Annotated in this window: 17 protein-coding genes; 14 read left to right on the top strand and 3 right to left on the bottom strand. The window is 70.7% G+C overall.

What is annotated here, in order from left to right; translation table 11 throughout:
- Positions 1 to 3 precede the first annotated feature (3 nt).
- Together BMZ18_RS16090 and BMZ18_RS16085 are read right to left on the bottom strand one after the other, a co-directional pair.
- Positions 4 to 447, bottom strand: coding sequence for a ferritin-like domain-containing protein (locus tag BMZ18_RS16090; protein WP_068100715.1), 444 nt, complete (start codon positions 445 to 447; stop codon positions 4 to 6).
- Between the two features lie 28 nt (positions 448 to 475).
- Positions 476 to 997 (bottom strand): hypothetical protein, encoded by a 522-nt coding sequence (locus BMZ18_RS16085; RefSeq protein WP_068364577.1) that lies wholly within the window; start codon positions 995 to 997, stop codon positions 476 to 478.
- 185 nt (positions 998 to 1,182) lie between these two features.
- On the opposite strand from BMZ18_RS16085, the gene rimP reads away from it, so the two are divergent.
- From rimP to truB, 11 genes are all read left to right on the top strand, one after another.
- On the top strand, positions 1,183 to 1,869 hold the full coding sequence (gene rimP, locus BMZ18_RS16080; RefSeq protein ID WP_068364580.1) for a ribosome maturation factor RimP: 687 nt from the start codon (positions 1,183 to 1,185) through the stop codon (positions 1,867 to 1,869).
- A complete protein-coding gene (gene nusA / locus BMZ18_RS16075) occupies positions 1,866 to 2,867 on the top strand; it encodes a transcription termination factor NusA (protein ID WP_068364583.1) in 1,002 nt (333 codons plus the stop codon). Before rimP ends, nusA begins: the two co-directional genes overlap by 4 nt.
- Positions 2,819 to 3,397, top strand: a complete 579-nt coding sequence (locus BMZ18_RS20340) for a YlxR family protein (protein WP_371828513.1) — start codon at positions 2,819 to 2,821, stop codon at positions 3,395 to 3,397. Before nusA ends, BMZ18_RS20340 begins: the two co-directional genes overlap by 49 nt.
- A 102-nt stretch (positions 3,398 to 3,499) precedes the next feature.
- Entirely contained in the window at positions 3,500 to 6,322 is a 2,823-nt protein-coding gene (gene infB / locus BMZ18_RS16065; protein ID WP_068364588.1) for a translation initiation factor IF-2, read from the top strand.
- Positions 6,323 to 6,398: 76 nt separating this feature from the next.
- Complete coding sequence (locus BMZ18_RS16060) at positions 6,399 to 6,689, top strand: DUF503 domain-containing protein (RefSeq protein ID WP_068105508.1); 291 nt, start codon at positions 6,399 to 6,401, stop codon at positions 6,687 to 6,689.
- Between the two features lie 18 nt (positions 6,690 to 6,707).
- Complete coding sequence (rbfA, locus tag BMZ18_RS16055) at positions 6,708 to 7,169, top strand: 30S ribosome-binding factor RbfA (protein ID WP_068364595.1); 462 nt, start codon at positions 6,708 to 6,710, stop codon at positions 7,167 to 7,169.
- Positions 7,166 to 8,131 carry a DHH family phosphoesterase gene (locus BMZ18_RS16050; protein WP_068364598.1) on the top strand — a complete coding sequence of 322 codons (966 nt, stop codon included), beginning with the start codon at positions 7,166 to 7,168 and terminating at the stop codon, positions 8,129 to 8,131. The genes rbfA and BMZ18_RS16050 overlap by 4 nt, the downstream gene beginning before the upstream one ends.
- Complete coding sequence (locus BMZ18_RS16045) at positions 8,128 to 9,471, top strand: MATE family efflux transporter (protein WP_068364602.1); 1,344 nt, start codon at positions 8,128 to 8,130, stop codon at positions 9,469 to 9,471. The genes BMZ18_RS16050 and BMZ18_RS16045 overlap by 4 nt, the downstream gene beginning before the upstream one ends.
- Before the next feature lie 4 nt (positions 9,472 to 9,475).
- Positions 9,476 to 10,426, top strand: a complete 951-nt coding sequence (locus BMZ18_RS16040; protein WP_371828512.1) for a metallophosphoesterase family protein — start codon at positions 9,476 to 9,478, stop codon at positions 10,424 to 10,426.
- Positions 10,423 to 11,100, top strand: coding sequence for a 4'-phosphopantetheinyl transferase family protein (locus BMZ18_RS16035; protein ID WP_068100729.1), 678 nt, complete (start codon positions 10,423 to 10,425; stop codon positions 11,098 to 11,100). Before BMZ18_RS16040 ends, BMZ18_RS16035 begins: the two co-directional genes overlap by 4 nt.
- A 27-nt stretch (positions 11,101 to 11,127) precedes the next feature.
- A complete protein-coding gene (gene truB / locus BMZ18_RS16030) occupies positions 11,128 to 12,045 on the top strand; it encodes a tRNA pseudouridine(55) synthase TruB (protein ID WP_068364605.1) in 918 nt (305 codons plus the stop codon).
- A 24-nt stretch (positions 12,046 to 12,069) separates the two neighbouring features.
- On the opposite strand, the gene BMZ18_RS16025 is transcribed toward truB, so the two are convergent.
- Complete coding sequence (locus tag BMZ18_RS16025; protein ID WP_082895115.1) at positions 12,070 to 12,885, bottom strand: metal-dependent transcriptional regulator; 816 nt, start codon at positions 12,883 to 12,885, stop codon at positions 12,070 to 12,072.
- Between BMZ18_RS16025 and BMZ18_RS16020 the strand changes: the two genes are divergently transcribed.
- The 3 genes from BMZ18_RS16020 (at position 12,824) to BMZ18_RS16010 (ending at position 16,767) form a co-directional block, all read left to right on the top strand.
- Positions 12,824 to 13,786: a bifunctional riboflavin kinase/FAD synthetase gene (locus BMZ18_RS16020; RefSeq protein ID WP_074922304.1), complete on the top strand. Its 963-nt coding sequence runs from the start codon at positions 12,824 to 12,826 to the stop codon at positions 13,784 to 13,786. The two genes, BMZ18_RS16025 and BMZ18_RS16020, sit on opposite strands and share 62 nt — an antisense overlap.
- 114 nt (positions 13,787 to 13,900) lie before the next feature.
- The gene (rpsO, locus tag BMZ18_RS16015) at positions 13,901 to 14,170 is read left to right on the top strand and encodes a 30S ribosomal protein S15 (RefSeq protein ID WP_068100737.1); all 270 of its coding nucleotides are present in this window, start codon (positions 13,901 to 13,903) and stop codon (positions 14,168 to 14,170) included.
- 317 nt (positions 14,171 to 14,487) lie between these two features.
- Positions 14,488 to 16,767, top strand: a complete 2,280-nt coding sequence (locus BMZ18_RS16010; protein WP_068100739.1) for a polyribonucleotide nucleotidyltransferase — start codon at positions 14,488 to 14,490, stop codon at positions 16,765 to 16,767.
- Positions 16,768 to 16,819 lie beyond the last annotated feature (52 nt).

The raw sequence follows: 16,819 nt of genomic DNA, 5'->3' as shown, positions 1-16,819 counted from the left end.
GCGTCAGGCGGGTGTGCCGGGGAACGCGACCGTCGACGGGAAGATGCCGAGAATGGCCCGCCACGACGCGGCCCGGCGTGCGGCATCGGTGAGGGCGACGACGGCGGCTTCCCGCGTCGGTGCCGACCGCGCCCGTTCGATGACCGACCGCCACGCGACGGCGGTGTCCTCCTCGACCTGTTGCGCCAGGCGCGCTGCGGCGACGGCGTCGGTGACCGGGAACGGCACCGTGTAGCCGGCCGCGGCGGGCGGCGCGTCGACGTCGGCGGCGGTCAGTGCGTCGATCGTCGCGTCCCGGCGAGCGCGGTGGTCGGCGGCGTACTGCGCGACGAGCGGGTCGCGGGTGGGGTTGGAGAACGCCGCTACCACGCCATAGGCGAAGACAGCCGCGTGTTCCGCGGCCAGAGCATCCACGAGGGCCTGCTGTTCGGGTCCGAGGTCGGTCACGAGGTCGCCTTTCGCCGGTCACCGCCGGTCATGCCTGGACCGCTGCCGCGACGAGAGTGCAGGACGCACTGATCGACCCGAGCAGCCCGCCGCGGTATCCCTGCGTCGACCGTGCCAGGGTGGCCGCACGCTGGGCGGACTCCGTCAGGTCGTCGCGCAGTTGCGCGAGCGTGGGGATGTCGCTCGGTTGGACCGGGGCGGTGGTGGACGGCGTCGTGGTGGCGGTGACGGGGGTCGCGCGCACGATCTCCGCGTCGAGTGCGTCGGCGTGCGCGGTGCGCTGATCCGCGATGACGGTCATGGTGTCCACCAGGTCCGGACGATCGGCCAGCACGGCCCGCGCGGAGGCTGCGTCGGCACGCGCCCGTCGAGCCTCGGCCAGCAGGGGATCGGGTTCGGTCGGAGATGCCTCGTCGGCGCTGCTGCATCCTGTGACTCCGGCGAGCACCGCCGCGCCCCCCAGCGTCGCCGACGCCCGCAGAACCGTGCGGCGCGAGACGGCCGGGGTGCCGGAGCGGAGGGTGCGGTCGACGGGGGGCACGACGCACATCGTGCCAGAGGCGCGGGCGACCACACCGTGCCGTAGGCGCGGGCGACCACACCGTGCCGTAGGCGCGGGCGACCACACCGTGCCGTCGCCCGCGTCGACACGCGGTATCGTGGTCACCTGCCGTGACACGGGTCGAGGTCGATCCGTGCGTACACCCCACAACTTCACGAGGAGTCCTGCGCGCGATGCCGGTGCCGTCCAGAGACAGGGTGATCGAGCTGATCTCCGCGCACGCCGCGAGCCCCGGGTTCGCGGAGGGGGAGTTCGACGTCGAGGACGTCACGGTCTCCCGAGCGGGCAGCCGCAGCGTCGTGAAGATCGTCGTGGACCGCGACGCCGGGTTCGAACTGGACGTTCTTGCCGCGATCAGTCGACAGATCTCCGAGGTGCTCGACGCCGCGACCGAGTTCGGTGACAGCCCCTACACGCTCGAGGTGACCACTCCCGGCATCGATCGTCCGCTGACCGAGCCGCGACACTGGCGCCGGGCGCGTGGGCGCGCGATCACCGTGACGCTCGGCGGTGAGACCGTCGACGGGCGCGTCGGGGAGACCGTCGACGGCCGGGTCGGAGAGGCCCGCCCGGACGCGGGGGAGATCGACCTGGTGATCAAGTCGCGGTCCGGCCCGCAGCTGCGCACCGTTCGCGCGGCGGACGTCGTCTCCGCGGTGGTGCGGGTCGAGTTCTCCCCGCCGAGTCCGGCCGAACTCGAACTCGCGGGTGGGGTCACCCCCGGCCGCTACGACCCGCTCGATCCCCCGGACGAGCCGACGGATCTCGACGTCCACGACGACGATGCCGATCCGGACGCCGATCCCGGCACCGCCAGCGCCACCGACACCGACCAGTCCAGTGAAAGCCGACACCAGTGAACATCGACATGACGGCCCTCCGCGCGATCGAGGCGGACAAGGGCATCACCACCGAGGCGGTCATCGAGACGCTGCAGACCGCTCTGCTGACCGCGTACAAGCACACCGCCGGGCACCGCTCCGATGCGCGAATCGACGTCGACCGTCGTACCGGGCAGGTGCGGGTGATGGTCCGCGAGACCGACGAGGACGGCAACTTCGTCGCCGAGGTCGACGACACGCCGGAGGGGTTCGGTCGCATCGCGGCGACCACTGCTCGTCAGGTCATCCTGCAGCGGCTGCGCGACGCCGAGAACGAGAAGTCCTTCGGTGAGTTCTCCACACACGAGGGCGAGATCGTCGGCGGTCTGGTCCAGGCGGACGCTCGCCTGAACGCGCGGGGGACCGTCGTGGTCCGGGTGGGCAGCGACGCGGGCGGTCTCGACGCGGTGATCCCGCCGGCCGAGCAGGTGCCGGGGGAGACCTACGAGCACGGTGATCGCATCAAGTGCTACGTGGTGGGCGTGGCGCGTGGTCAGCGTGGGCCTCAGGTGACGCTGTCGCGGACGCACCCCAACCTCGTCCGCAAGGTGTTCGCCCTCGAAGTGCCGGAGATCGCCGACGGGTCCGTCGAGATCGTCTCCGTCGCGCGGGAGTCCGGCCACCGGTCGAAGATCGCGGTGCGGTCGACGGTCGCGGGCCTCAACGCGAAGGGTGCCTGCATCGGCCCGATGGGTCAGCGGGTGCGCAACGTGATGAGCGAACTCGCCGGCGAGAAGATCGACATCATCGACTACGACGACGATCCGGCGACCTTCGTCGGCAACGCTCTGTCGCCGTCGAAGGTCGTGTCGGTCACCGTGGTCGACGAGGCCGCGCGGGCCGCTCGGGTGATCGTGCCCGACTACCAGCTGTCCCTGGCCATCGGCAAGGAGGGCCAGAACGCCCGACTTGCCGCGCGGCTCACCGGATGGCGCATCGACATCCGAAGCGACGCGGCGGTGGACAGCACCCCGTGACGGGCGGTGACGACGGCCCGGCCCCGGGCGGTGTCGACGGCCCGGCCCCGGGCGGTGTCGACGGCCCGGCCCCGGGCGGTGTCGACGGCCCGGCCCCGGGCGGTGGCAACACCGGTGGGAATACCGACCCGGAATCCGCGTTAGACTGTGACACGGCTCGACGCACGGTGGATTCCGCTGCATCCGGCGCAGGTACTCCCGTTCCCCAGGGACCGGTTCGCACGTGCGTAGGATGCAAACGGCGCGATTCGCCGTCCGCCCTGGTTCGTATCGCGGTCGTTCTCGACGAGGACGGCGGTGCGCGGGCCGTGGTCGATCATCGTCGGAGGTTGCCCGGTCGGGGCGCGTGGTTGCATCCCGATCCGGACTGCTTCCAGCAGGCGGAGAAGCGTCGCGCCCTCGGTCGCGCGCTCCGCGTCACCGGTCCTCTGGATCGGTCCGCGACGGTCTGCGATCGGACGACGATCGACCGGCCGACCGGCCGCGGCAACTCGCCGCGCCACGAGGAGAACAGGTTCACGAATTCATGAGCACACCGTGAAGCACCGACGATGAACATCGTGTCGAGATAACCCGAGGTCGTGCGGGCGCTCCTGGTCGGAGCCGCGCTCGACCTCTCAGTGAGGAGAGCAGTGGCAGGCAAGGCCCGCGTGCACGAGCTGGCGAAAGAGCTCGGTGTCACCAGCAAGGATCTACTCGCTCGCTTGAAGGAGCAGGGCGAGTTCGTGAAGTCGGCGTCGTCCACGGTGGAAGCACCCGTGGCGCGACGTCTGCGTGAATCGTTCCCCGCCGCCAACGGTGGTGCCTCGGCACCGGCGTCCGGTGGCAACGGAACCTCGGGCGGCGCATCCGCCCCCAAGCCGGGTGCACCGCGTCCCGGCCCCAAGCCGGCTCCGCAGGCACCGGCCGCACCGGCCGCGCCGGCGGCACCCACCCCGGCTCCGCAGGCTCCGGCCGCATCGGCGCCGACTCCGGCACCGCAGCGTCCGGCTGCGCCGGCCCCGTCGGCACCGGCTCCCGCTCCGCAGGCCCCGGCCGCGCCCGCCGCGCGCGCCGATGCTCCTGCGCGCCCGGCTGCTCCGGGTCCGAAGCCCGGCCCGAAGGCGCCGCGCGTCGGCAACAACCCGTACTCCTCCGCTCCGACCGAGCGTCCGGCACCGCGTCCGGCTCCCGGTCAGGGTGGTCCGCGTCCCGGCGCACCGCGTCCGGCTCCCGGTCAGGGTGGTCCCCGTCCTGCCGGCGGTGCGGCTCCGCAGGGCGGTGCCGGTCGTCCCCCGGCCGGTCAGGGTGGCCCGCGTCCCGGTGGTCCCCGGCCGAACCCCGGCTCGATGCCCCCGCGCCCGAACCCGGGTGCCATGCCGTCCCGCGCCGCACGTCCGGCGCCCGGTGCCGGCCGTCCGGGTCGTCCCGGCGCGCCCGGTGGTCGTCCCGGCGGCGGTGGCTACCGCGGCGGCGGTGCTCCCGGTGCCGGCGCTCCCGCGGCCGGCGGTTTCCGTGGTCGTCCCGGCGGCGGTGGCCGTCCGGGTCAGCGCGGTGCCGCGGCCGGTGCGTTCGGTCGCCCCGGCGGCGCTCCGCGTCGTGGACGCAAGTCGAAGCGGGCGAAGCGCGCCGAGTACGAATCGATGCAGGCACCGGCCGTCGGTGGCGTGCGGTTGCCGCGAGGCAACGGTGAGACCATCCGGCTCGCTCGTGGCGCGTCGCTCTCGGACTTCGCGGACAAGATCGACGCGAACCCGGCCGCCCTGGTCCAGGCGCTGTTCAACCTCGGCGAGATGGTGACGGCGACGCAGTCGGTCAACGACGAGACGCTCGAGCTGCTGGGCAGCGAGATGAACTACGTCGTCCAGGTCGTGAGCCCGGAGGACGAGGACCGCGAGCTGCTCGATTCCTTCGACCTCACCTACGGCGAGGACGAGGGCGGCGAGGAGGACCTCGAGTCCCGCCCGCCGGTGGTCACGGTCATGGGTCACGTCGACCACGGCAAGACCCGACTGCTGGACACGATCCGCAAGGAGAACGTCCGCGAGGGCGAGGCCGGCGGCATCACCCAGCACATCGGTGCGTACCAGGTGCTCACCGAGCTCGAGGGCAACGAGCGTCTGGTCACGTTCATCGACACCCCCGGTCACGAGGCGTTCACCGCCATGCGTGCCCGTGGTGCGAAGGCCACCGACATCGCGATCCTCGTGGTCGCGGCCGACGACGGCGTCATGCCGCAGACGGTGGAGGCCATCAACCACGCGCAGGCCGCGGACGTGCCGATCGTGGTGGCGGTCAACAAGATCGACAAGGAGGGCGCGGATCCGGCGAAGATCCGTGGCCAGCTGACCGAGTACGGGCTGGTGGCCGAGGAGTACGGCGGCGAGACCATGTTCGTCGACATCTCGGCGAAGCAGGGCACCAACATCGATGCGCTGCTCGAGGCCGTGCTGCTGACGGCGGACGCCTCGCTGGACCTGCGGGCCAACCCGGACATGGACGCGCAGGGTGTCGCCATCGAGGCGCACCTCGACCGTGGCCGTGGCCCGGTGGCCACCGTGCTCATCCAGCGCGGAACGCTGCGGGTCGGCGACTCGATCGTCGCCGGCGACGCGTACGGACGTGTCCGTCGCATGGTCGACGAGCACGGCGACGACGTCGCCGAGGCGCTGCCGTCGCGGCCGGTGCAGGTGGTGGGCTTCACCTCCGTGCCGGGTGCCGGTGACAACCTGCTCGTGGTCGACGAGGACCGCATCGCACGCCAGATCGCGGACCGTCGCAATGCGCGCAAGCGCAACGCGATGGCGGCCCGCAGCCGCAAGCGGATCAGCCTGGACGATCTCGATGCCGCGCTGAAGGAGACGTCACAGCTCAACCTGATCCTCAAGGGCGACAACTCCGGCACCGTGGAGGCCCTGGAAGAGGCGCTGCTGCAGATCCAGATCGACGACGAGGTGGAGCTGCGCGTCATCGACCGCGGTGTCGGTGGTGTCACCGAGACCAACGTCAACCTGGCGTCGGCGTCCAACGCGATCATCATCGGCTTCAACGTCCGTGCGGAGGGCAAGGCCACCGAGCTGGCCAACCGCGAGGGCGTCGACATCCGGTACTACTCGGTCATCTACCAGGCGATCGACGAGATCGAGAAGGCGCTCAAGGGCCTGCTCAAGCCGGTCTACGAGGAGGTCGACCTCGGTCGGGCGGAGATTCGCGCGATGTTCCGCTCCTCGAAGGTCGGCAACATCGCCGGTTGCCTCGTCACCTCCGGTGTGGTGCGCCGCAACGCGAAGGCTCGCCTGCTGCGCGACAACGTCGTGGTGGCCGAGACGGTCACCATCTCCTCGCTCCGGCGGGAGAAGGACGACGTGGTCGAGGTGCGCGACGGGTACGAGTGCGGTCTGACGGTGACGTACTCCGACATCAAGGTCGGGGACATCATCGAGGCGTACGAGTTGCGGGAGAAGCCGCGCGACTGATCGATCGACGGACACGGGCGTGGCCCGCGGTGATTGCCGCGGGCCACGCCCGTCCCGCACACACGAGGTGACGTACATGTTCCTGGGAGCCCTCGAGCTCGACATCCTGCTCGGTGACGTGCATTCGCTGAAGGAGAAGCGGTCGGTGATCAAGCCGGTCGTGGCGGCGTTGCAGCGCTACGGAGTGTCGGCGGCCGAGACGGGGGAGCAGGAGCGTTACCGTCGCTCCATGGTGGGCGTGGCCGTCGCGACGGCCGACGTCTCGCATCTTCACCAGGTGCTCGACACCTGCGAACGGCACGTGGCCGGCCGGCCCGAGCTGCAATTACTCGCCGTCCGGCGCCGCGTGTTCGGGCCGGAGGACTGACCGAGAGGGAGGCGCGTCGTGGTTGACCAAGCCCGCGCTCGTAAGTTGGCCAAGCGCATCGGCGCCATCGTGGCGACGGCCATCGATCACGAGATCAAGGACCCTCGCCTCGCATTCGTGACCGTCACCGACACCAAGGTGACCCCGGACCTGCACGACGCCACGGTGTACTACACCGTGCGCGGCGAGACCCTCGACGCCGAGCCCGATTTCGCGTCGGCCGCCGCCGGTCTGGAGAAGGCCAAGGGCGCACTGCGCACGAAGGTCGGGGCGGGCACCGGAGTCCGCTTCACCCCCACGCTGACCTTCGTGGCGGACACGGTTCCGGACGCGGCGCGCCACCTCGAGGAGTTGCTCGAACGCGCTCGTCGCAGCGACAGCGAAGTGGCCGCGGCCGCCGCCGGCGCCACCCCGGCGGGAGACGCCGATCCGTACAAGGCGCCGCGGACCGACGACGCGTCGACCGTCGACGAACGGTGACCGATCTCGCGGTCGCGGACCTCCGGGCGGCCCTCGACGTCCTCGATGCCGCGTCGACGGTGACGGTGCTGTGCCACGTCCAGCCGGACGCTGACACCATCGGCAGCGGTCTCGCGCTGGCTCTCGCGCTCGATCGCCGGGGCGCGTCGGTGCAGGTCGCGTTCGCTGCGCCGTCCCGCCTCCCCGATTCCATGGTGGGTCTGCCCGGAACCGAGTTCGTCACCGCGCCCGACGAGGTGCGGACCGAGGTCGACCTCGTCGTCACGGTGGACGCCGGGAGCCGGGAGCGGCTGGGATCCCTTGGCGACCGACTCGACGGCGCCGTGTCTCTGGTGATCGACCACCACCGGTCCAACACGTTCTACGGCACCCACCACCTCGTCGACGCGTCGGCGGAGTCGACCACCGCCGTCGTCGCGGCCCTGTTCGACGCGGCCGGCATCGCGGTCGACCGCGATCTGGCCCACTGCCTGTTCGCCGGGCTCGTCACCGACACCGGGTCCTTCCGCTGGGTTCGGCCGGGGTCGCACCTGCTCGCGGAACGGTTGTTGGCCACCGGGATCGACGGTGCGGCCATCACGCGGTCCCTGCTCGACACCCACCCGTTCGGCTGGCTGCCCATGCTCGGGCGCGTTCTCGGTTCGGCTCGGCTGCTGCCGGACGCGGCGGGCGCCCGCGGGCTGGTCTACGCGGTGGTCCGGCTGGAGGATGTCGGCGGGCTGCGGTCCGAGGAGATCGAGAGTGTGGTCGACATCGTCCGCACCACGGCCGAAGCCGAGGTGGCCGCGGTGTTCAAGGAGAACGACCGTGGGTGGTCGGTGTCGTTGCGCTCGAAGTCCGTGGTGGACGTCTCGACCACCGCGACGACGCTCGGCGGCGGTGGCCACCGTTTCTCGGCCGGATACACGGTCACCGGCGACGTCGACGAGGCCGTGGCGGCGCTCGTCGCCGCGCTGGAGTGACGCGGCCCGACGGACGGGTCTCGGCGCGCACGCTCTTCGGCCTCGCCTTTCCCGCGTTGGGCGTTCTGGTCGCCGAGCCTCTCTATCTGCTGCTGGACACGGCGATCGTCGGTCGGCTGGGGTCGGTGCCGTTGGCCGGCCTGGCCGTCGGCGGTCTCGTGCTGGCGCAGGTGAGCACGCAGCTGACGTTCCTCTCCTACGGCACCACCGCCCGCGCCGCGCGTCTGCACGGGGCCGGTCGGGACGACGACGCGAAGAACGAGGGTGTGCAGGCCACCTGGCTGGCCGTGGGTATCGGCCTGGTCCTGGTGGCGATCGTGCAGGTCCTCGCCGGGCCGATCACGTCGGTGCTCGGGGGCGGCGGGGAGATCGCCGACCGCGCCGAGTCCTGGCTCCGCATCGCCGTGCTGGGGGTGCCGTGCATCCTCGTGACGATGGCGGGCAACGGCTGGATGCGTGGTGTGCAGGACACGGTGCGCCCGCTCCGCTACGTCGTGCTGGGCCTGGGTCTGTCCGCGGTGCTGTGCCCGGTCCTGGTCCACGGCGTGGTCGGACCGCCGATGGGGCTCGAGGGTTCCGCCGTGGCCAACGTGGTGGGGCAGAGCGTGTCGGCGGCGGCGTTCGTCGGGGCGTTGGTGCGTGGTCCGCGAACTCGCTCGGTCCGACCCGACGCCGCGATCGTGCGGAAGCAACTGGTGCTCGGCCGTGATCTGATCCTGCGGTCGATGGCGTTCCAGGCGTGTTTCCTCTCGGCCGTCGCGGTGGCCTCGCGTTTCGGCGCGGGCGCGGTCGGCGCGCATCAGGTGGTGCTGCAGCTGTGGAACCTGACGGCGCTGATGCTCGATTCGCTGGCGATCGCTGCGCAGTCGCTGGTGGGGGCCGCTCTCGGTGCGGCCCGGCGCGCGGCAGCAGTGCGTGTTGCGCGCGACGTGACGGCGTGGTCCGTCGGCTTCGCCGTCGTGCTGGCAGCCGTGTTCGCCGGGCTCGTGGGGCCGCTGCCGCGAGTGTTCACCGCCGACGAGTCGGTGCTGACGTCGATCGACTCCGTGTGGTGGATCTTCGTGGCGATCGTGCCGATCGCCGGGGTGGTGTTCGCGCTCGACGGCGTGCTGCTCGGCGCCGGCGACGCGGCGTACCTGCGGACCGCGACGCTGCTGAGCGCGCTGGTCGGGTTCCTCCCGATGATCTGGCTGGCCCTGGTCCTCGACTGGGGGCTGCCGGGAATCTGGGTGGGCCTCGCCGTGTTCGTTACCCTGAGAGCCGCCGCGGTGGTCCACCGGACCCTGTCCGGCCGGTGGACCGTCACGGGCGCCGACCGTACGACGAGCGAAGGACCGTGATCAGGTGCCGCAGCAGGTGGAAGAGAAGACCCCGACACTCTGGGCGGTCAGCGACATCCACGTCGGGCATCGGGGCAACCGCGAGGTCACGGAGTCGATCGTTCCCGCGTCCCCCGACGACTGGTTGATGGTCGCCGGCGACGTGTCGGAGAAGACCGACGACATCGAGTGGGCCCTGTCGCTGCTGGCGAGCCGGTTTCACACGGTCATCTGGGTCCCGGGAAACCACGAGCTGTGGACCACCGTCAAGGATCCCGTGCAGATGCACGGCCAGGCCCGGTACGACTACCTGGTCACCCTGTGCCGGTCGCTGGGCGTGCTGACGCCGGAGGACCCGTTCCCGCAGTGGCCCGGGCCGGACGGCCCCGTCACGCTGGTGCCGATGTTCCTGCTCTACGACTACTCGTTCCTGCCGGAGGGCACGTCGACCAAGGCGGACGGGTTGGCCCTCGCCCGGGAGCGCAACGTGGTCGCGACGGACGAGTTCCTCATCACTCCGACCCCGTACGCGACCCTGGACGCCTGGTGCGCCGCGCGGCTCGACTACACCCGCGGTCGCCTCGCCGATCTCGAGCCGGGCACGCCCACGGTGCTGATCAACCACTGGCCGCTGGTACGGCAACCCACCGACGTGCTGTTCTACCCGGAGTTCGCGCTGTGGTGCGGGACGACGGAGACGGCGGACTGGCATCTGCGCTACCACGCGGTGTGCTCGGTGTACGGGCACCTGCACATCCCCCGAACCACGTACTACGACGGGGTGCGCTTCGAGGAGGTGTCGGTCGGCTACCCGCGCGAATGGAAGCGCCGTGGCCTGCCGGACAACCCGCTGCGACAGATCCTGCCGGTGCCCGAGTACCCGCCGGGCAGCCTGAACAAGTGGGGCGGCCACTTCGCGGTGACGCCGGAGATGGAAGCGGAAGTGGAGAAGATGACGGATCGGAGGCGGCGATGAGCGAGGCGGTCCTCGGCACGATCCTGCCGACCGGCGTGGCCGCGGAGGAACTGTTCGAGGATCCGCCCGGTCTCGAGCCGCACCCACGCGAGGCGCATCTGATCGAGAAGGCCGTGGACAAACGGAAGCGGGAGTTCACCTCGGCTCGCCACTGCGCCCGTCTCGCCCTGGGCCGTCTCGGTCTCGACCCGGCGCCCATCCTGCGCGGCGACATGGGGTCGCCGGTCTGGCCTAACGGGGTGGTGGGCAGCCTCACCCACTGCGACGGCTATCGCGCCGCCGCGGTGTCCTACGCCCTCCGGTTGCGGTCGGTGGGTATCGACGCCGAGCCGCACGAGCCGTTGCCGGACGGGGTGCTCGACGCGGTGAGCATCGCCGCCGAGCGTGACGTTCTGGCCACCCGCACCGACGGCGAGGTGCACTGGGACAAGCTGCTCTTCTGTGCCAAGGAGGCGACGTACAAGGCCTGGTACCCGCTGACCGGTCGCTGGCTCGGCTTCGAGGACGCGCATATCACCTTCGAGCGTCAGGACGAGGAGGGCGCACCCACCGGGTCCTTCCGGTCCGAACTGTTGGTCCCCGGTCACACCACCTCCGGTGCGCCGCTGACGGCGCTGAGCGGTCGGTGGATCGTCACGGACGGGTTGGTGCTCACCGCGGTCACGGTGACCTGAGAACCCCGTCTGGCACACTTCTCGCTCGTGCCCGACCACACTCCACCGCCCTCCGGACTCGACGGTGCCGGCCTGCTCGTCGTCGACAAGGCCGGTGGTGTCACCAGCCACGACGTGGTGTCGGCCTGCCGCAAGGCGTTGCGCACCCGCCGAGTCGGTCATGCAGGGACCCTCGATCCCATGGCGACGGGGGTGCTGGTGCTCGGAGTGGAGCGCGCGACCAAGATCCTGGGCCTGCTCTCGCTCACCACGAAGGAGTACACGGCGACGATCCGTCTCGGCAGCGCCACCACGACGGACGACGCCGAGGGCGACGTCGTCTCACGCGGTGACGTCGCCACCGTCCGCGACGACGCCGTCGACGACGCCGTGGCGGCGCTGACCGGCGACATCGAGCAGGTGCCGTCGAGCGTCAGTGCCATCAAGATCGACGGGCGTCGGGCGCACGCGCTGGTCCGGGAGGGCGAGACCGTCGTCATCCCGGCTCGGCCCGTCACGGTCTCGCGGTTCGAGATCCTGCGACGTCGACGGTCCGACGAGGCGATCGATCTCGACGTGCACGTGGAGTGCTCGTCGGGAACGTACGTGCGGGCCCTCGCCCGTGACCTCGGTGCCGCGCTCGGTGTCGGCGGCCATCTGACGGCCCTGCGGCGCACCCGCGTCGGTCCGTTCACGCTCGAGCACGCGCGCACTCTGGACGAGGTGCGCGCGGATCCGCACGTGAGTCTCGACATCGACGCCGCGGTGGCGACGGCCTTCCCGCGCCGCGACATCTCGGCGGCGGAGGCGGAGTCGCTCAGCCAGGGACGGTGGCTCGACCCCGTGGGGATGGCCGGTGTCTACGCGGCGGTGGGGCCGGACGGGCGCACGGTGGCCCTGGTGCAGGAGCGCGGCAAGCGCGCGGGCTCCGTGATGGTGGTCCGCCCGGCGACTCTCGGCGGTTAGGCAACCGCGGTCCGGCAACTGCGCTCAGCCGCGGTCGAGGTCGGCGGTCATCCAGATCGCCTCCGCGGCCACGGTGCCCAGCTCGACGGTGGTGTCGTCGTCGCCGAGCGCGACCGACACCGTGCCGGCGTAGTCCCGACGCTCGACCATCGTGATCACCAGGTCCAGGGCGATGCCGATGCTCTCGAAGTACCGCAACATGTCGGGGTCGGAGTCGGAGATGCGCGCGACGTGACCCGCCCGACCCGCGGCGAACTCGGCGAGCGGGACCGCGGGCGGGGCCGGAATGGTGCCGTCCACGGTGGGAATCGGATCGCCGTGGGGATCGCGGGACGGGTGACCGAGTTTCGCGTCGATGCGGTCCACCAACAGGTCCGAGACGGCGTGTTCGAGCACCTCCGCCTCGTCGTGGACCTCGTCCCAGCCGTAGCCCATCTCGTCGACCAGCCACGTCTCGATGAGGCGATGCCGACGCACCATGGCGACGGCGGCGCGGCGGCCGTCCTCGGTGAGCGTGATCGCGCCGTACCGGGCGTGGTCGACCAGACCCTGATCGGCGAGTTTGCGCACCGCCTCGGAGACCGTGGACGGCGAGACGTTCAGACGCGTCGCAAGCAGCTTGGTGCTGACCGGTTCCTCGGAGTACTCGCCGGCGGTCCAGATGGTCTTGAGATAGTCCTGCGCGACCGTGGACAGGGCGGGGGCGGACACGCGAGACAGCTTAGCGCCGGGGCCACACCGGGACGCGCTCACACGCGGGGCCGTAGGCTTGGCGGCTGTGGAGAGATGGCGTGGTCTGGAAGACGTACCGGCCGACTGGGGTCGCTGTGTTCTCACCATCGGCGTGTTCGACGGAGTGCACCGTGGTCACGCACAACTGATCGGCCTCGCCGTCGAGCTCGCGGCGAAGCGCGGGGTGCCGGCCGTGCTCATGACGTTCGATCCGCACCCGATGGAGGTGGTGCGCCCCGGCAGCCACCCCGCTCAACTCACCACGCTCACCCGGCGCGCCGAACTGGCCGAGGAGCTCGGCATCGACGTCTTCTGCGTCATGCCCTTCACGCGCGAGTTCATGAAGGTCACGCCGGACAGTTACATCCACGACATCCTGGTCGGCCGCCTGCACGTCGTCGACGTGGTGGTGGGGGAGAACTTCACGTTCGGCAAGAAAGCGCTCGGCACCGTCGACCTGCTCCGCGAGGCCAGCCGCAAGTTCGGCTTCGGGGTCGAGGGTCTGAGCCTACTCGCGGAGGACGCGGTCACGTTCTCCTCCACCTACATTCGCTCGTGCGTCGATGCCGGTGACGTCGCCGCGGCCGCGGCCGCGCTCGGCCGACCGCACCGCGTCGAGGGCGTCGTCGTGCACGGGGACGGGCGGGGACGCACCATCGGCTATCCCACCGCCAACGTCAAACCCCCCATGCACGCGGCCATCCCGGCGGACGGCGTCTACGCGGGCTGGTTCACCGTGCTGGGGGCCGGGCCGGTGACGGGCACGGTGACGCCGGGGGAGCGGTGCCGGGCCGCGATCTCCGTCGGCACCAATCCCACGTTCTCGGGGCGTACCCGCACGGTGGAGGCGTTCGTGCTCGACGGCGACGCCGATCTCTACGGGCAGCACGTGGCCGTCGATTTCGTCGAGCGGGTGCGCGGTATGGAGACGTTCGCGTCCGTGGACGAGCTGGTCGCCCAGATGGATCGCGACGTCGTGCGAACACGTGAGGTTCTCGCCGCCGGGTAGCGGCCTGGTAATCTGGTCGATCGTTGTCTGCTGCGGTTCGCGGCGGCGGCAACACCGCGCGGCGTGCCGCGCGGCCCCATTCACGCGCGGACGGTATTTCCAGGAGTGACCCCAGTGGCGTTGACCACCGAACAGAAGAAGCAGATTCTCGGCGAGTACGGCCTCCACGAGACCGACACCGGTTCGCCGGAGGCGCAGGTGGCGATGCTCACCAAGCGCATCACGGACCTCACCGAGCATCTCAAGCAGCACAAGCACGACCACCACTCCCGCCGCGGCCTTCTGCTGCTCGTGGGACGTCGTCGTCGCCTGCTGAAGTACGTGCAGAAGGTCGACGTCGCGCGCTACCGCTCGCTCATCGAGCGTCTGGGCCTGCGTCGATAAGTTCCCCGTCGTACGTCGCGAACGAGCCGGCGAGGCAGCCCCGTGGGCTGATCCTCGTCGGCCGTTCGGTCGTTCGCCGCCGGAACGGTAGGGTTTTCACTTGTCGCCCGAACGCGGGCGAGAAGAAGCAGCCGTGTGCCGTCCGGTCGGACGGTCGGGTCGGTCTTCGGTAGTGGTTCGTCGGATGTCGCATGCCGACGAGCTTCGATCGTGGGCCGCCTCGGATACGCCGACCGGACGACGCCGCAGGTGAACCAGAGGGTTCGCCGGCGCGCCCGGGTGGGCACGGCGAAGACGAGAGGACGATGAAGACAGACATGACCGATTCCACCACCACCGACGCCGCGACCGAGGTCGACGAGGGCGTCTTCGAGAGCACCGCCGTCATCGACAACGGGTCGTTCGGCACCCGCACCATCCGCTTCGAGACCGGCCGCCTGGCCAAGCAGTCCGCGGGCTCGGTCGTCGCGTACCTCGACGACGAGACCATGCTGCTCTCGGCCACCAGCGCGTCGAAGCACCCCAAGGACCACTTCGACTTCTTCCCCCTGACGGTGGACGTCGAGGAGCGCATGTACGCCGCGGGCCGCATCCCCGGCTCGTTCTTCCGTCGTGAGGGACGTCCCAGCACGGATGCGATCCTGACCTGCCGCCTGATCGACCGGCCGCTGCGCCCGACGTTCGTCGACGGGCTCCGCAACGAGATCCAGGTCGTCATCACCGTGATGAGCCTCGATCCCAAGGATCTGTACGACGTCGTTGCCATCAACGCCGCGTCGGCCTCCACGCAACTCGCCGGCCTGCCGTTCACCGGCCCCGTCGGCGGTGTCCGCGTGGCGCTGATCGACAAGCAGTGGGTGGCGTTCCCCACCAACGAGCAGCTCGAGCAGGCCGTGTTCAACATGGTCGTCGCCGGCCGCATCGTCTCCGGCTCGGGTGCGGACGCCGATGTCGCAATCATGATGGTCGAGGCCGAGGCGACGGAGAACGTGCTCTCGCTGATCGACGGCGGCGCGCAGGCTCCCACCGAGGCGATCGTCGCCGAGGGGCTCGAGGCGGCCAAGCCGTTCATCGCGTCGCTGTGCGAGGCGCAGAAGCAGCTGGCCGAGGCCGCAGCGAAGCCGACCGGCGATTTCCCGCTGTTCCCCCCGTACCAGTCGGACGTCTTCGAGGCGGTCGAGGGTGCGGCGCAGATCCCGCTGACCGAGGCCCTCACCATCGCCGGCAAGGCGGAGCGCGAGGCCAAGCTGGACGAGGTCAAGGACCAGGTTCTCACCATCGTCGGCGACCGCTTCGCCGGGCGCGAGAAGGAGATCGGCGCGGCGTTCCGCTCGCTGACCAAGCGTTCGGTGCGTCAGCGCATCCTGCGTGACCAGTTCCGCATCGACGGCCGCGGCATCACCGACATCCGCGATCTCTCTGCCGAGGTGGCCGTGGTGCCGCGTGCCCACGGCTCCGCGCTGTTCGAGCGTGGCGAGACCCAGATCCTGGGTGTGACCACGCTCGACATGGTCAAGATGGCGCAGCAGATCGATTCGCTGGGCCCCGAGACCAGCAAGCGGTACATGCACCACTACAACTTCCCGCCGTACTCCACCGGTGAGACCGGTCGCGTCGGCTCGCCGAAGCGTCGCGAGATCGGCCACGGTGCGCTGGCCGAGCGCGCGCTGCTGCCCGTGCTGCCGAGCCAGGAGGAGTTCCCCTACGCCATCCGTCAGGTCTCGGAGGCGCTGAGCTCCAACGGTTCGACCTCCATGGGATCGGTGTGCGCCTCGACGCTGGGCATGCTGAACGCTGGTGTGCCGCTGAAGGCTCCGGTCGCCGGCATCGCCATGGGTCTCGTCTCCGACGAGGTCGACGGGGAGACCCGCTACGTCGCCCTCACCGACATCCTCGGTGCCGAGGACGCGTTCGGCGACATGGACTTCAAGGTCGCCGGCACCCGCGAGTTCGTCACGGCTCTGCAGCTCGACACCAAGCTCGACGGCATCCCCTCGCAGGTTCTCGCCGGCGCGCTGTCGCAGGCCAAGGACGCCCGCGTGACCATCCTCGACGTCATGGCCGAGGCCATCGACGGCCCGGACGAGATGAGCCCCTACGCCCCGCGCGTGACGGCGATCAAGGTCCCCGTCGACAAGATCGGCGAGGTCATCGGGCCCAAGGGCAAGATGATCAACTCGATCACCGAGGAGACCGGCGCCAATATCTCCATCGAGGACGACGGCACGGTCTATGTCGGTGCTGCGGACGGCCCGTCCGCGCAGGCGGCGATCGATCGCATCAACGCGATCGCGAACCCGCAGCTGCCCAAGGTCGGCGAGCGCTTCCTCGGCACCGTGGTGAAGACGACGGCGTTCGGTGCCTTCGTCTCGCTGCTGCCGGGTCGCGACGGCCTGGTGCACATCTCGAAGCTGGGCGGCGGCAAGCGCATCAACAAGGTCGAGGACGTCGTGAACGTCGGCTCCAAGCTTCGCGTGGAGATCGCCGACATCGACAACCGCGGCAAGATCAGCCTGGTGCCGGTCGAGGACGAAGCGGCTGCGGCTGCTCCGGCCGCCGACTCGGCCGAGTCGGCCACCGAGGTCGGCGCTGAGTAAGAAGTACGCGAACGCGGCGGCGCGGCCGACGGAACTCTCGGGTTCCGGGCCG

This window comes from Rhodococcoides kroppenstedtii (assembly GCF_900111805.1).
GTDB lineage: Bacteria > Actinomycetota > Actinomycetes > Mycobacteriales > Mycobacteriaceae > Rhodococcoides > Rhodococcoides kroppenstedtii.
Note: the sequence above shows the minus strand (reverse complement) of the source record. Positions and strands in the feature narration are given on the sequence as shown.

Bases quoted from the DNA above. Each gene is read 5' to 3' on its own strand.
- rimP (WP_068364580.1), top strand. From the start codon at position 1,183: ATGCCGGTGCCGTCCAGAGACAGGGTGATCGAGCTGATCTCCGCGCAC.
- BMZ18_RS20340 (WP_371828513.1), top strand. From the start codon at position 2,819: ATGGCGCATCGACATCCGAAGCGACGCGGCGGTGGACAGCACCCCGTG.
- BMZ18_RS16010 (WP_068100739.1), top strand. From the start codon at position 14,488: ATGACCGATTCCACCACCACCGACGCCGCGACCGAGGTCGACGAGGGC.
- BMZ18_RS16085 (WP_068364577.1), bottom strand. From the start codon at position 997: ATGTGCGTCGTGCCCCCCGTCGACCGCACCCTCCGCTCCGGCACCCCG.
- BMZ18_RS16025 (WP_082895115.1), bottom strand. From the start codon at position 12,885: ATGGTGAGAACACAGCGACCCCAGTCGGCCGGTACGTCTTCCAGACCA.
- BMZ18_RS16060 (WP_068105508.1), top strand. From the start codon at position 6,399: ATGTTCCTGGGAGCCCTCGAGCTCGACATCCTGCTCGGTGACGTGCAT.
- BMZ18_RS16035 (WP_068100729.1), top strand. From the start codon at position 10,423: ATGAGCGAGGCGGTCCTCGGCACGATCCTGCCGACCGGCGTGGCCGCG.